17 protein-coding genes are annotated in these 14007 nt (G+C 44.4%); 13 read left to right on the forward strand and 4 right to left on the reverse strand.

Translation table 11 applies throughout. The annotated features are described in order from the left end of the window. Positions 1-142: 142 nt before the first annotated feature. Positions 143-631 carry a DUF1269 domain-containing protein gene (locus MA_RS13685; protein WP_048065464.1) on the forward strand — a complete coding sequence of 163 codons (489 nt, stop codon included), beginning with the start codon at positions 143-145 and terminating at the stop codon, positions 629-631. 306 nt (positions 632-937) lie between these two features. Here MA_RS13685 and MA_RS13690 read toward each other — a convergent pair whose 3' ends face one another. Both MA_RS13690 and MA_RS13695 read right to left on the reverse strand, forming a co-directional pair. Then, on the reverse strand, positions 938-2917 hold the full coding sequence (locus tag MA_RS13690) for an amylo-alpha-1,6-glucosidase (RefSeq protein WP_011022589.1): 1980 nt from the start codon (positions 2915-2917) through the stop codon (positions 938-940). A 184-nt stretch (positions 2918-3101) separates the two neighbouring features. Then, positions 3102-4067: an alpha/beta hydrolase gene (locus tag MA_RS13695; RefSeq protein WP_011022590.1), complete on the reverse strand. Its 966-nt coding sequence runs from the start codon at positions 4065-4067 to the stop codon at positions 3102-3104. Between the two features lie 564 nt (positions 4068-4631). Here MA_RS13695 and MA_RS13700 point away from each other — a divergent pair. The 5 genes from MA_RS13700 to MA_RS13715 all read left to right on the forward strand — a co-directional run bounded on the left by MA_RS13700 (position 4632) and on the right by MA_RS13715 (position 8679). Continuing rightward, complete coding sequence (locus MA_RS13700; protein WP_048065465.1) at positions 4632-5780, forward strand: iron-containing alcohol dehydrogenase; 1149 nt, start codon at positions 4632-4634, stop codon at positions 5778-5780. A gap of 145 nt (positions 5781-5925) precedes the next feature. Beyond that, the gene (locus MA_RS29440) at positions 5926-6060 is read left to right on the forward strand and encodes a hypothetical protein (RefSeq protein ID WP_281085466.1); all 135 of its coding nucleotides are present in this window, start codon (positions 5926-5928) and stop codon (positions 6058-6060) included. Positions 6061-6066: 6 nt separating this feature from the next. Continuing rightward, positions 6067-6621, forward strand: a complete 555-nt coding sequence (locus MA_RS13705; RefSeq protein ID WP_011022592.1) for an LURP-one-related/scramblase family protein — start codon at positions 6067-6069, stop codon at positions 6619-6621. A gap of 48 nt (positions 6622-6669) precedes the next feature. Continuing rightward, a complete protein-coding gene (locus tag MA_RS13710) occupies positions 6670-7536 on the forward strand; it encodes a bile acid:sodium symporter family protein (protein WP_011022593.1) in 867 nt (288 codons plus the stop codon). Between the two features lie 201 nt (positions 7537-7737). Beyond that, positions 7738-8679, forward strand: a complete 942-nt coding sequence (locus tag MA_RS13715) for a cation:proton antiporter (protein WP_011022594.1) — start codon at positions 7738-7740, stop codon at positions 8677-8679. Between the two features lie 151 nt (positions 8680-8830). Here MA_RS13715 and MA_RS13720 read toward each other — a convergent pair whose 3' ends face one another. Further along, entirely contained in the window at positions 8831-10117 is a 1287-nt protein-coding gene (locus MA_RS13720) for a transposase (RefSeq protein WP_011020086.1), read from the reverse strand. A 95-nt stretch (positions 10118-10212) separates the two neighbouring features. On the opposite strand from MA_RS13720, the gene MA_RS27100 reads away from it, so the two are divergent. The 3 genes from MA_RS27100 to MA_RS13725 all read left to right on the forward strand — a co-directional run bounded on the left by MA_RS27100 (position 10213) and on the right by MA_RS13725 (position 11962). Beyond that, the gene (locus tag MA_RS27100; protein WP_157860240.1) at positions 10213-10392 is read left to right on the forward strand and encodes a hypothetical protein; all 180 of its coding nucleotides are present in this window, start codon (positions 10213-10215) and stop codon (positions 10390-10392) included. A 359-nt stretch (positions 10393-10751) separates the two neighbouring features. Then, positions 10752-10901 carry a hypothetical protein gene (locus tag MA_RS25595; RefSeq protein ID WP_083755934.1) on the forward strand — a complete coding sequence of 50 codons (150 nt, stop codon included), beginning with the start codon at positions 10752-10754 and terminating at the stop codon, positions 10899-10901. 77 nt (positions 10902-10978) lie between these two features. Further along, a complete protein-coding gene (locus MA_RS13725) occupies positions 10979-11962 on the forward strand; it encodes an AI-2E family transporter (protein WP_248698106.1) in 984 nt (327 codons plus the stop codon). A gap of 45 nt (positions 11963-12007) precedes the next feature. Here the strand turns inward: MA_RS13725 and MA_RS27105 are convergent, their stop codons facing one another. After that, a complete protein-coding gene (locus MA_RS27105) occupies positions 12008-12151 on the reverse strand; it encodes a hypothetical protein (protein WP_157860241.1) in 144 nt (47 codons plus the stop codon). A 108-nt stretch (positions 12152-12259) separates the two neighbouring features. On the opposite strand from MA_RS27105, the gene MA_RS13730 reads away from it, so the two are divergent. From MA_RS13730 to MA_RS28705, 4 genes are all read left to right on the forward strand, one after another. Beyond that, positions 12260-12793, forward strand: coding sequence for a DUF1269 domain-containing protein (locus tag MA_RS13730; protein WP_048065466.1), 534 nt, complete (start codon positions 12260-12262; stop codon positions 12791-12793). Positions 12794-12871: 78 nt separating this feature from the next. Beyond that, a complete protein-coding gene (locus MA_RS27110; protein ID WP_157860242.1) occupies positions 12872-13027 on the forward strand; it encodes a hypothetical protein in 156 nt (51 codons plus the stop codon). 160 nt (positions 13028-13187) lie between these two features. Next, complete coding sequence (locus MA_RS28700; protein WP_226990598.1) at positions 13188-13346, forward strand: hypothetical protein; 159 nt, start codon at positions 13188-13190, stop codon at positions 13344-13346. Positions 13347-13476: 130 nt separating this feature from the next. Beyond that, on the forward strand, positions 13477-13869 hold the full coding sequence (locus MA_RS28705) for a hypothetical protein (RefSeq protein WP_011022598.1): 393 nt from the start codon (positions 13477-13479) through the stop codon (positions 13867-13869). Positions 13870-14007 lie beyond the last annotated feature (138 nt).

Raw genomic sequence — 14007 nt, forward strand, 5'->3', positions numbered from 1 at the left:
ACGACCTGTGCGTTTCAAACCTTCTGTTTCTCTCCGGGAGGCTGCTTTCGATTAAATTTCAGATGGTAAGCTATTTCTCGTAAATTAAGACCATACAAATCAGATTTTTTATAAATATAAAATGAGAAAGGAGGTCTTGAAAATGAGTGAGTTGATAGTTTTTGCTTTTTCGGATGATAAAGGTGCATCTGAAATGGATGAAGCGATCAAGAAGCTTCAAAAAGAACAGTTAATAACCCTTGATGATGCTGCAGTCGTTGTTCGCAACCACGATGGTAAGGTTAAGGTAAAGCAGGCCGTAAACCTTGTAGGCGCAGGTACGGTGGGAGGAGCATTCTGGGGGATGTTGATTGGTTTGCTTTTCTGGATGCCCTGGTTGGGAATGGCAATCGGTGCAATAACAGGTGCCATTTCAGGCAAATTAAGTGATTATGGAATCGATGACGATTTCATTCATGAAGTTGCCGAAACTATTGAACCGGGCGGATCTGCCCTCTTCCTGCTGATCTCAAAGTGGACTGAGGATAAGGTTCTCGAGGAATTAAGCAAATACAATCCAAAAGTGGTACGCACCTCCCTTTCAAAAGACGAAGAAAGCAAACTAAAAGCCGCCTTCGGAGCCGGAGAATGAACAGAGGTCTATAATTATCGAGAGCATGTACTGAAAAACTCAAACACAAAAACTCTCTATGTTTCAAACATTGAGAGGTTTTTTCAGATTTGACCAAAAAATTTTACATAATCTTTCTTTTTTCTTTTTTTCTAAATTTTCAGTGCACGTATTTTCAGTACTTAAAAGCCAGTCTCAATTTTTGGTTAATTTACTACTTGGAGTTTTATCAATTATTTTTAACCATTTGCAGATTTATGAGTTGAAGTTTTGTCAATTGCGATTTCATCAATTGAGTTTCTATCAGAAATAGTACACTCACCTTTTTCAAGGTTTGATCCCGAGTACATCCTCCACATATGCCCTGAGAATCTCTGCAACGCTCCAGGCCTGGGCGATAGAACCACCTGGAGCGTGGGGGTAGTCCCCATCGAACACTTCGGAAATTGTGCCAATACCTGCAACCTCAAGGTGCGCATCAAAGCCTTCAAGAAGAACACGCATTTCCTCAAGACTGCTTTTCGAAGAATTATTGACTTTCAGGTAAGCTTTTACATAGGCTCCGAGGAGCCAGGGCCAGACTGTCCCGTTGTGATAAGCCGTATCTCTGGTGAGAGCGTCTCCACGATACTGTCCTTTATACAGAGGATGATCACTCGAGAGAGTTTTGAGCCCGAAGGGTGTCAGAAGATCTTTTTCAACTCTGTCTACAATTGCTTTTTCTTTCTCAGGAGAAAGCATGGTATAGGGAAGCGAAACAGCAAAGATTTGATTGGGACGGATTGCAGGGTCTTTAACCTGGTTTCCCGCCTCATCCTGATGTATGAGGTCAAAGAGACAGTTAGATTCCGGGTTCCAGAAAGTGTTTTCAAAATTCGAAGCAACGCCTGCTGCAAGAGTCTCATATGAGGAGATATCTTCGCCAAGAAGAGTACCCATGTAAGAAGCGGTTTTCAGAGCGTTATACCAGAGAGCATTTACCTCACAGGCTTTACCTGCTCTTGGAGTTACTGCCCATTCCCCGACTTTGGCATCCATCCAGGTTAGCTGAGGCCCCTGCCAGATAAGATAATCAGAATCCATGCCGATTGCAAAATCCGTGCCTGCACAATAGTTGTCTATAATGCTGCTCACGGTATCCCAGACATCCGAGAGGAAAAGGAAGTCTTGCGTATATGCGAAATAGCGATCCAGAGCATGAATAAACCAGAGAGAAGCATCCACTGTATTATAAATCGGATCTCCTCCGAAAGCCGGGAAAGTATTGGGGATCAGTCCTCTTCGACAGTACCGGGCGAAATTGTTGAGAGCGGACCTTGCCTCCTCGAAACGATAAGGAATTAAAAGCAAGCCGGGCAGAGAAATCATGGAATCCCTTCCCCAGTCAGAGTACCAGTGATATCCTGCAATAACCGTATTTTCACCTGTGGCGTGGTTTTTAACCACAAAAGAGTCGGTCGCCCTGAGAAGCTTAAGAGCAAAGGACTCGATAAGCTTCGAATCGAGAATAAGAAGATTCTGCCTATTTGCTTCCCTTACATAGAGTTTGTCAACTTGCTCGAGAGTAAGAGAAGAAATATCTTTTGTTGAAGCAGCGACAAAAAAGCGTGAAGCTCCCGGTTCGAGTTTGCTTTCAAAATAACCCGGATTGAAGATATCTTCCTGAAAGTTAAGTCCCCGTTTCTTCTCAGTATCATATTCCAGGTTAAAGTACCATATGGGATCAGGATGATACTGGAGATTGGATGAAAGTGAGAAAGTAAAACCATTAGAGCTTGCCAGTTCCACTCCCGCAGGACCGGCTTTCTGATAAAAGGAAAGATATCCGGAACGAGCAGTGAGATTGAAATCTCTTGAGCTGACCAGAGGGAAAATTTTTAGCAAAGCTCCCTCTTTTCTGGAAATTATATCATAGAGGACATAAGTTGTGTTACTGCCATGAACCATGAAGACTTTTTTCTTTAAGGTAAAATCCCCGGCCTGGTAAACCCAGAGGGGAAATGGGCTACGAATGAATTCGGAAAGGTAATTGAAGCCCTCAGGAGAGATATTGTCCGGATATTTGTGGGTCGCAAGTTTATATACTTCTTTGTCGATTGAGATCTCCTCATCAAGGGAAGAAAGCAGCAAAAGTCTTCCCGGAAAATTCTCCGGAGCCGCTACCAGCAGGCCGTGGTAAGTCCTGGTCCCTGCCCCTATGACCGTAGAAGAAGCATATCCTCCAAGCCCGTTGCCTATAACCCATTCTCTTTTTGTTCCTTCTTCGTATGTTGAAAGAAAATCTGCTCCAAGTCTGACCCCACTCATGTATATTTATTGGGGTTGATTTATTAAATAGCTGTACGTTTGGAAAATACTGGCCTGGTCTTCGACAGTATCGCAATTTGCCGTAAATTCAAAGTCAAATTTTTGCATGTCCGATGTAACCTGGTTCTTCTTACCTGGAGTTTTCTTCTTAATAACTTCCTTTCCCTTTTATGGTTTTACGGAATTACGATCTGGAAAATATGTTCCTGAGATTTTCATTCGCCAGGCCGATTGCACTGCAGGCTGCGGGTGTGCCCCCAAGGAGGTTCAGCATCACGAAATCGTGTATTGTTCCCAGGTATCGAACAGTTACGACGTCGACCCCGGCTTGCATCAGCTTGTGGGTATATGCCTCGACTGCGTTACGGCTCACATCATTTTCATCGATGATGAGCAAAGCCGGAGGCTGTCCCTTCAGCTGGTCGTCCGAAGCCTTTAATGGAAATGCTGTCGGCTGCCTGCGCGCTTCCTTCTCGGAAAAATAATTGTCCCAGAAACACTTCATCGCTTCACGGGTAAGCCAGATGTCGGTCGAATACTTCCTATACGATGGGGCGCCGAAATTTGTATCGGTAACAGGATAAAAGAGCACCTGATAAACAATTTTTGGGCCGCCCCGCTCCTTTGCCAGGAGTGAAACGGCCGCCGCCACATTTCCTCCTACGCTGTCGCCGGCAACCGCAAGCCTTGAAGTATCCAGGTTGAATTCTTTCCCATTCTCTGCAATGTATTTTGTCGCAGCATATGCCTCTTCGATCTGTACAGAATATTTTGCCTCAGGAGACAGCGTTAAATTGACAAATACAACCGCGGCATTTGCTCCTTTGGCGATTTCCCTAACCAGCCGGTCATGCGTATCTTTATCCCCCAGTATCCAGCCTGCGCCATGAAAGTACATTACAACAGGTAAGATTTCCTTATTTCCTGCCGATCTTATTATCCTGATAGAAACCTGTCCCTCAGATCCTACCGGAATGGTTAGATTCTCAATGTCCGCAGGTAATTTTGCCACTTCAGCAGCCTGCAAATCGTAAAGAACCTTACAAGCGTCTTTAGGGGAGAGTTTGTAGACTGGAGTGTCACTCTCTCTGTTTATTTTTTCTACAAATATTCTGGTAGCTGGTTCGAGTGAATCTTTTGTCTGATTCATGGATATTGCCCTCCAAGATAATGCGGTAAATTTAGAATTAATAAGCTTTTAAAAATAAACTGAACACATTTTGAACACACCTGTCAGTTTCAAAAATGTTGGTTCTACATATTTTTGGTTCTACCATATTGTTGGTTCTATCATCCATAACACGATTTTGCAGGGTTCAGATTCCCATCCTTAGTTTTGATTATTATATTTGAATTCCATTGCCGGCCAATATATACAGGGGTTATATAAAATCTGAAGAATAAATATTCCTTATGATTAATAATTCAAGAAAGTACTGATAGTATGAGTTGAAAAAGCTTTTTTCCTTTTGCCTCTGCACTTCTAGTGTTGCTTTCAGAAACCCTGTTCCGGTGCAAAACTTTATTAGCTGCCGGAAAAGAAACCTTTCCCATTAATAATTTAGTTTTAATAAATTTAGGGGGATTTGAAAACTGTTGTTAAACGAAGCTGTTGTTAAACGAAGCTGTTGTTAAACGAAGCTGTTGTTAAACAAAGCTGTTGTTAAACGAAGCTGTTGTTAAACAAAGCTGTTGCCAAAAGGAGTTGAGAAGCATGACATATACCTATCTGAACCCGAAAGTAGCTCTTATGGGGGCTGGTTGTGTAAAAGAAATCGGCAAGCATGCAAAAGAGCTTGGGGGTACTAAAGCCCTGATCGTTTCAGGAAGGAGCAGGCATGGAGAAGAACTTGCAGGAGATATCCGGAAAATCCTTGAAACCGCCGGGCTGAAAATAGCAATCTTTCCAGGAGCGGATCCGAACCCGACAGACAGTTCGGTTATGGAAGGGGCAATAATATACGAAAAAGAGAACTGTGACCTGATCGTTGCTGTCGGAGGTGGAAGCCCGATGGATTGTGCAAAAGCCATCGGCATCGTAGCTAAAAACGGAGGGGAGATTAACGACTACGAAGGCATCGGAAAGGTCACGAAGGGTGTCCCTCCGCTTATCACGGTAAATACAACCGCCGGCACCGCAAGTGAGATGACGAGTTTTACAATTATTACGGACACGAAAAGACACATCAAAATGGCAATCGTTGATCCCCGCATCACACCCGACGTAGCAGTTAACGACCCCGAACTGATGGTAAGTATGCCACCGGCGCTTACGGCTGCAACCGGAATGGATGCTCTTACCCATGCAGTTGAAGCTTATGTTTCCACTATTGCTACTCCGACCACCGATGCGGCGGCTATCAAGGCAATCGAGCTAATCTCAAAATATCTGCCCGAAGCTGTTGCCCACGGGGGAGATGTGAGGACAAGAGACATGATGGCTCATGCCGAATATCTTGCAGGCATTGCTTTCAATAACGCTAGCCTTGGCTATGTGCACTCCATGGCCCACCAGCTCGGCGGATTATATGACCTCCCGCACGGCATCTGCAATGCAATTCTCCTTCCCTATGTGGAAATGTACAACAAGGAAGTCTGTCCCGAACGGTTTGCCGATATTGCAAAGGCAATGGGAGAAAAAGTTGAGGGTCTGAGCCCGGAAGAAGCTGCAGACAAAGCCATAGCTGCCATTAAAAAGCTTGCAGCTGACATTGGAATTCCCTCGGGTCTGAAAGAGCTCGGAGCCAGGGAGGAAGACCTCGAACTGCTGGCGGAAAATGCCATGCAGGACGTCTGCCACCTTACAAATCCAAGAGAGCTCTCAAAAGAAGAGGTGATTGAAATTTACAGGAAAGCAATGTGAGTGAAAAAAGTGAATATGTGATCGGAAAAGCTCATGAATTGATCTTAAATTATAAATCCACTTAAATATATATTCTACATATTGTATACATACAGAAGGGGGAACGGGCCTGGATAAATTCGAAGACTCATCAGTTTAGACCATAATGGGGAGAAGGTTCGAGTGCTACTACAGTTTCCCGGGCTGGGAGGCAAACCGGGATTATCCCCCTATCCCGTATCAGGACAAACAGAATACCCGCAAGGGAAGATATCTGGAATACAATAAACAGAGGGAGTGATTTTTAATGGGACGATTAAGGGATAGACTCAAGGATCGTGAAAGCACAGGCGGTCCCGTTAGCCACAAAGCAGAAAGCAAACAACGTTACAAAATGCATGAAAAACTCGTTTCCATAGGGGACGATTACTGGATTGAAAATGAGGCTGGGGAAAGGGCATTTTATGTTGACGGCAAAGCCCTCCGTATTCGTGACACTCTGATCATCAAGGATGTGCAGGGACACGATCTGTACAAGCTCAAAGAAAAGCTGCTAAGGATAAAGGATACGCTGAACATCGAGGACGGACAGGGCAGAACCGTTGCGACGATCAAAAAAGCCCTGGTCACACCTCTCCGCGACCGCTGGAAAGTGGATCTTGAGGACGGGTCTGAAATGGAGGCTCATGGCAATATCCTGGACCACGAATATAAGGTCGAGTCCGGGGGAGAAAAGGTTGCAGAAGTCTCCAAAAAGTGGTTTCGGATAAGAGATACCTATGGGGTAGAGGTTTCTCCAGGACAGGATGCCGCCCTGATCCTGACAATTACGGTAGCACTTGACCAGATGGCCCACGACTGACGTGGGATTTTGTAAGAAAAAGAAAGAAGGGGGGAGAAGGGGGAAAGAATGGTTGAAACCACCTCTTTTTTGAATTTCCTTGAGACTGTAGGCGTCCTTGGCACACTGATCTTCGTGCTTACCAGTATGCTTGGGATGGGTTTTTCCCTGACAGTGCAGCAGATTCTGGCTCCTCTGAGCAACAGGAAGCTGGTAATCCTTTCACTGGCAGCCAATTTCATACTGGTCCCCTTGCTAGCTCTCGGGGTATTGCTAATCTTTCCTCTTTCCGAAGGGCTTTCAATCGGCTTATTCCTGCTCGGTACTTCCGCAGGGGCCCCGTTCCTGCCGAAGCTCGCACAGGTGGCAAAAGGGGACACTGCTTTTGCAGTAGGGCTTATGGTACTCCTGATGGTGGTAACCATTTTTTACGTCCCGATAGTCCTTCCGCTTTTTCTCTCGGGGGTTACAATAAGCCCCTGGGACATAGCAAAGTCCCTCATTCTGCTGATGCTCCTTCCCCTTGTTCTTGCCCTGTTCATCCGGGCAAGGCACGAGGAAATTGCCAGCGGGCTTCTGCCCCTGATGACCCAGGCTACTAACCTTTCCCTGCTTGTCCTTTTTGTGGCTTTCTTTGTAGTCTACCTCTCTGACCTCATAAGCGTTATAGGCAGTACCGCGGTCCTTGCGGCAGCAGTTTTCCTGCTTATTTCATTTATTATCGGCTATTTCCTCGGAGGGTCTGCCGGACCTGTAAAAAGAGTGCTTGCTTTAGGGACTGCCCAGCGCAACCTTTCGGCAGCTCTGGCAATTTCCGCACTTAATTTCACAGACCCTGACGTGATGGTCATGATCATGGTAGTGGCACTGGCAGGTCTCATCCTGCTTATGTTTATAGGGGGAGAGCTGGGAAAGAGGGCTGAAAAGCTGGCATAAATCGTCCGGGAGCGGGAAAAACAGGGTACCTGTAGAGTGAATACGCGGAAAAACCCGAAAGCAGAAGGACATCCATGGAAGCAGAAATCACAAACTTTGTCATAGCCTTTTCAGTATTGCTCTTTGCCTTCAGTTCTCAAGGTAGCTGAGGTGGCACTGGTACTCACACTGTTTGCCGATGCTTCCAGGATCTAACTTGGGGTGCTGCGCCAGAGGGAAGGACTGCAAAACTGCCTCCTCCTCATTGGACTGCCGCTTACCATCGGTGCAGGGGCTGCCACTGCTGCATTTCTTTTCCCGGATCTGATCCTTGCCGAAGCTGCGCTTCTCGGCGCCATCCTTGCCCCGACCGATGCCGGGCTGGGCCAGCTGATAGTAAACAACCCCAAAGTGCCTGTCCGGATCCGGCAGGGCCTGAACATCGAAAGCGGGCTCAATGACGGAGGTGCAATCCCGTTCTTCATCTTCTTCCTTGTGCTGGCTAACGGAGAGGAACTTAACAAGCCGATAGGTACCATTTTCTCCCTGGCAATCGAACATATAGGGTTTGGAGCCCTGGTGGGAATCTTCCTGGGCCTGTTAGGGGAATGGCTTTCAAGAAGAGCCGTAAAGGCCAGCTGGACGTCCGGACTTTACCACAGAATAGGATTTCTGACCCTTGCCGTCATCTCCTGGCTTGTGGCTGATACGGTGGGAGGAAGCGGATTCGTGGCGGCTTTTTTAGCGGGCATGGTAAGTGAAGCTATGGGCAGAAAGGTCGAGAAAGAAGAGATAATTTTTACGGAAGCCGAAGGGAACATCCTGAGTCTTGCGGTTTTCTTCATTTTCGGAGTCGCAGCAGCCACAAGGCTTCCGGATATCGGCTTTCCCGAAGTAGTTTATGCAGTGCTGAGCCTTACCGTCATCCTAATTGTCCCTGTGGCAATCTACCTGATAGGCACGAAACTGCACCGTGAAACTGTCCTCTTCCTGGGCTGGTTCGGGCCGAGAGGGCTCGCATCAGTCGTCCTTTTACTCATCGCTATGGAAGAGGCAAAAGGAATTCCTGGACTTGAAACGATAAACCTTGCTGTGAGAGTCTTTTTAATTTTTTCTGGTTTTTCTTCAATCTCAAGACAACCACAAAATTTTATCCCAATTTGAGCAAATCAATTCACTCATTTAAAAATGTTGATTCATTCACACAAGCATCCACCAAAATTTTCCAAATTGTGGAACTATTTTTGTGGGAATTTCCGACAGCTACAGCTATAAGCCATCAAGTTTAAGAACTAATTATTCTCCAATTCTAGCATTATCCATATTGGAATCTTGCTCTCATTAAAGGTGAGAAACCTTTCCATTTTCCAGTGCTGAAACACCGTTTGTTGAAAAAAGTAAATAGATTGTAACAAAAATTAGTTAGTCCATTATCGGTTTTGAATGACCTTACTTTGTCTACTATATCACATATCAAAGAAAATATTTGTTCCATTGTATTATCTGTCTCAGGTGTAAAACCTTTTTTCAAGAAGCTCACATTCTTGCTGAAAATCTCTTCGGCATAAGAAATCGCTTTATGAGACGCTTCAGAAAGTTCAAGATCAGAGTTAAATTCTCGTATCTTCTGAATATGCGCAACAGCACTGATAACCGTATCAGAAAGTATCAATTGAGATATCTCATTGTAGGTAATCTTATCGTTATCTGGAATCTCTTCAACAGAACTGAATTCCTCATAATACCTCTTACTAACGTTTTTTAATTGATGAAACACACAAAAAGAATGAGTCACTTCAGGAAAGACCATTTTTACGGCTCCAATGATCGCTTTATCCTCATCAGAAACAATCTTTTTGATTTTATCTTCAGGAAATCGGTTCTTTATTCGTATAAAAAGAGGCATCAGAGCCTCAATTGTTGGTAACCTCTCAGTTACTTCAAAATCTAAAATGACCTTCTCTTTGGTAGCAACAACGTAAACAGATTTATATCGCATTTTTTTCCATTCTTTCTTTGTGAGTTTCGTTCCAATAAATTCTTCAAGCTTTTTTTTCCATCCATTCTTGATCCAATTCCCATCAACATACAATGTTTCTTCAAAGCTAACTCCTTGGTTCAAAAGTTCTTGCTTTGAAAGTTTTGCTAGTTTCTGTTCATATAACCACAATGAAGTGGGACAAGGAGCTCTTCCACAGACATTTATTACTCCTTCTGTATATGTTTCCCCAATTCGCCGAGAATTGTGCAGACTGCATCGTCCATCGTATCTGACATTTATTTGTGTATCATAATATTCAGAACTGTAATTTGCAGAACCCTGAACACCAATAACCCGATCATGATAATGTTTCTTACAAGTGGGACAAAGCCAGTATGTAACATTGAGAGATATAGTGCCGTAACGTGATATAATAAAACGAGTGTGATGAGAGTTAACATGTAATTTACTTCCACAACTATCACACTGAGTAGGGGAGAATATAGAGAACATAGGATAGTATCGATTTTCAACCAAAACTTTTGGCAAAGGAATTATTATTTTGCCGTCAACTATCGTTTTTATCATTGATTTATCTATTGCAATGTTTCCTTTTCCCATAAATAGAAAAAATATATCAATATAATTAAAATTTTATTGTTTTGCACGATATAGAGGGAAAACGAAAAACCAGAAAATAATAAAAAGTCTCTGCTGTGATTACCACAGTCCTCATAAGTATTTTTGCTCACGGGATTTCCGCAGGCCCTGCAGGTAACTGGCATTCACGACTAGTAGCTGCACTGCCAGACGAAGCACCGGAACGGAGGGAAGTGAAGGAACTGCCTGTACGTAAAGGCTTTGCTATTGCCGAAAGTATGCAAATATGCAAATAAGCCCAAGAGAGAAAATGCAGTAAAAAGAAATTCCGGAATCACCGGGCTGATAATTCCCGATTAAATCCCGCTCCTTCCTTCCTGACAGTTAAATCTTGATCCAGATACCATATATGTTAATTTATATATATACTGGACTTTATACTTGTATGTGTCAAATTGGGAGGACTTAACACATTAATTAAAAAATGAAAGGGATAGGTCTTTACCTTCTTTCGTTATTAAATGCGGCTGAAAAGTCAGGATGTGAAGTTACTGATTTTTAATTTTCCTCAACCGATGTGCTTGGAAGTTAGGAATAGGACATGGAAGTTGACCTGTAAAAATTTGGAAAACGGAAGTCAGAAGTAAAAGAAAAATTGGGAGTAAGAAAAATTGGGAGTAAGAAAAATTGGGGTAAGAAAAATTGGGGTAAGAAAAATTGGGGTAAGAACGATTGGGGTAAGAAAAATTGGGGTAAGAAAAATTGGGGTAAGAACGATTGGGGTAAGAAAAATTGGGGGATGTAAACATAAACACAAATACTAGTTCAATGCCAGCAAAAATCCTACTTTACAGCACTGCTGTAGTTCTCCTTACACTTGGTATGAAGGCAATTTCAAGTATACTGATACCTATTTTTTTCTCTTTTTTTGCTTTTCTAATCTTTTCTCCCCTTGTTCGCTGGCTCATGAAGAAAGGGGTTCCGGGAAAGGTTAGCGTTTTTCTGGTGATCCTTCTTTTTATTTTTGTTTTCTTTGGAACCGCAGTTCTATTTGCAAACTCTTTAATCCAGTTAAGCAACATGATTCCAAGCTATGATACTCAGTTGCAGAGTATTCTGGGCACTGTTTCAACACATTTTCCTGTATCTGGAGATACATTGACATCAGTCCTGCGCAGCATCGCAACATTTGCTTTCCGTGTAAGTGGGAATATTGTTACTGGAGCCTTAAATGCCGGATCAACAGTTGTGCTCATTTTTATCGTGACAACGTTTTTACTTCTTGATTCTGCTGGTGCGCCGGTAAAGGTGCAAAAAGAAGTTGAAGATCAACCAGTCTATCTTTCGAGGTTTACCGAATTAAGCAAAACCGTCATAAATTTCATGCTTCTGAGGACTGAAACCAATTTGATTGGGGGTATTGGAGTTGCCATACTTTTCCTTATAGGAGGCATAGATTTTGCTGTTCTATGGGGTCTCCTGTTCTTCCTTTTCGGCTATATTCCCTACCTGGGTTTTTATCTGGCAACTATTCCGCCCATGCTACTTGGTCTGTTCAAATATGGGCCTGTAGGAGCGCTTGGAGTCCTGGTTGGTGTCACGATTATCAACGCACTCATAGAAAATGTCCTTTTCCCATCTATTGCAGGAAGAGGCCTTAAATTATCTACAACAATTGTGTTTCTTTCTCTGATCTACTGGTCTTATGTGCTTGGGGCAGCAGGTGCACTGATTGCAGTCCCCCTTACAATAGTTGTAAAGATCGTTCTGGAAAGTTCCGAGGATACACGCTTGATGGCTAAACTGATGGAATCAAGAGGAACAAGAGATCAGGTAGAGGAAGACGAAGGCAAAAATGGAGCCTGAGGTCTCAAGCCCCTGCACTGTATTCATTGGTGCTGTTTCTAACCCCTAGCCCGGAAACAAGCGCCTGCCGGATTTCATCTCTTTTGTAGAGTTATTGATTTCCACCGTACATTCCCCTATGAAAACCTCTTTTTTATTCGAAAGAGACAGAACCTTCAAAACAAAAACAAGTTCTGCGAAAGCAAACATGTGCGAAGAGATATATATATTATAAAATACTATTTATTAAAGAAATCTACTATAAATAGTCCGTCCGGACCACATATCAAGAAACCTAAATCAGTGGGGAATAATATCATGGGAAAAGAAGAAAAATCAAAAGTCTATAACATTGTGGCGCTTTGCTTTGAAGGACAGAAAAAAGCAGAGGAAATCCTCAAGGAAGCAAAATCTGAAGGCATACTGGACAACTATGAAATTGTTGCCCAGGCAGTAGTCGAACATGACGAAAAGGGAAAAGTACACATCCATGAACCGGGAAGGGGAGTTTTCGGTGCGGCAATAGGAGCGGTTGGCGGCGGAATTCTGGCTCTCATAGGGGGTCCCGCAGGCGTGCTGGCCTGGGTTGTAGGCGGAGCTGTGATAGGTGGCGTTGCCGGGAAATACCTCGGACGCCCAATCAAGAAAGGTAACTTGGAAGAACTCGGGAATGCCCTGAAACCCGACAGCTCGGCTCTCCTGCTCTTGCTCGAAAATATCTACAGCGAAGAGGTCATCAATAGCATGAGCAGTTACAATGCCAATGTGGTGACGCTAACTGTGGGAGACGAGCTTTCAGGGGAGATTGAAGCCTTTGCTGCCGGAGAAGTTGAAAAGCCTCCTGCACAGTGAAACAACCGTTACTTTAGACATAACTGTCCTTGAAGGCACACTAGCCATATTCATTCTGGAAAAGAGCATGAGCTGAAGGTGACTTTCGGAGCTGCCCTGCTCTTTGGTTACGGGGTAAAGGGCAGCAGTTCCACAGGTTGCCCTTTTGCAAGCAACACATGCCTTTCCAAAAATCGCAATCTTGCAACGGCAATCCAGGGCAATGCCACTACACGGTCAACTTACCCATTCTAACGGGCCTGAAAAGAACCTTGATGGCTAGCTTGCTCTTTACATCCGGAAAGATTCGCCGGGAAGATTCACCAGATGACTGTTCTGTTGAGTTGTGAATGCCCGGACCTGTTCCCTATCAGATCACCGTTAACGAGACACTACCAGTTTTTAGGAGAAAATAATGAACGAAGAAATACGTCCCTTGAATGACCTGCGACTCAAGACGCCGCGTGTTGCAGCCGTCGCCGGTATCCTCTTTGCCGTGCTGCATATCACCTCCAATGTGCTCATCCGGTTCTCTATTCCCTCCTATCCGGCCGGCGGCGGCTTCTGGCTGTAGGAGCAAACAAAGACCGTAGCCCTGGGCCTGGGCATAGTGCCATTCGCCGGGATCGCCTTCCTGTGGTTCATCGGTGTGATGCGCGGCCACATAGGACAGTTAGAGGGCCGTTTCTTTTCGAGCGTGTTAATTGGCAGCGGCTTGCTGTACCTGGCTATGCTTTTTGTTGCGGCGGCTGGCGGGCGGGCTCCTGACCAGCTATGCTCTTGAACCGGACTTGGTGATTACCGGTGGCGTATACACCTTTAGTAGAGAGCTGGTGTTTACCGTCACCAATGTCTATTCCATTCGCATGGCAGGCGTATTCATAATCTTGTTGGGCACCATCGCGTTTCGCACCCGCATCATGCCGCGCTGGCTGACCTTTTTAACCTATTCGGTAGCGTTCATCTTACTGATGACTATCAGCTTCAGTTACTGGGTGCCGCATCTCTTTCCTGAATGGGTGCCGGTAATCAGCCTCCACATCATGATTACGAATCTGCACAAAAAAGCCGCGGGTGATGGATCAGCATTGCCATGATGTTCGCCGTCTGCACCTTTTTTCTGTTGACTCTGACCATCGACTCCATCCTGTGTTGGGTGCAGGGTAACAAACTTGCATTTTTGTATCTGCTCAATTTTATATAAACAGGGTTTTATATGTAGATTGCTAATGCTG

Source organism: Methanosarcina acetivorans C2A (genome assembly GCF_000007345.1).
In the GTDB taxonomy this organism is placed as follows: domain Archaea; phylum Halobacteriota; class Methanosarcinia; order Methanosarcinales; family Methanosarcinaceae; genus Methanosarcina; species Methanosarcina acetivorans.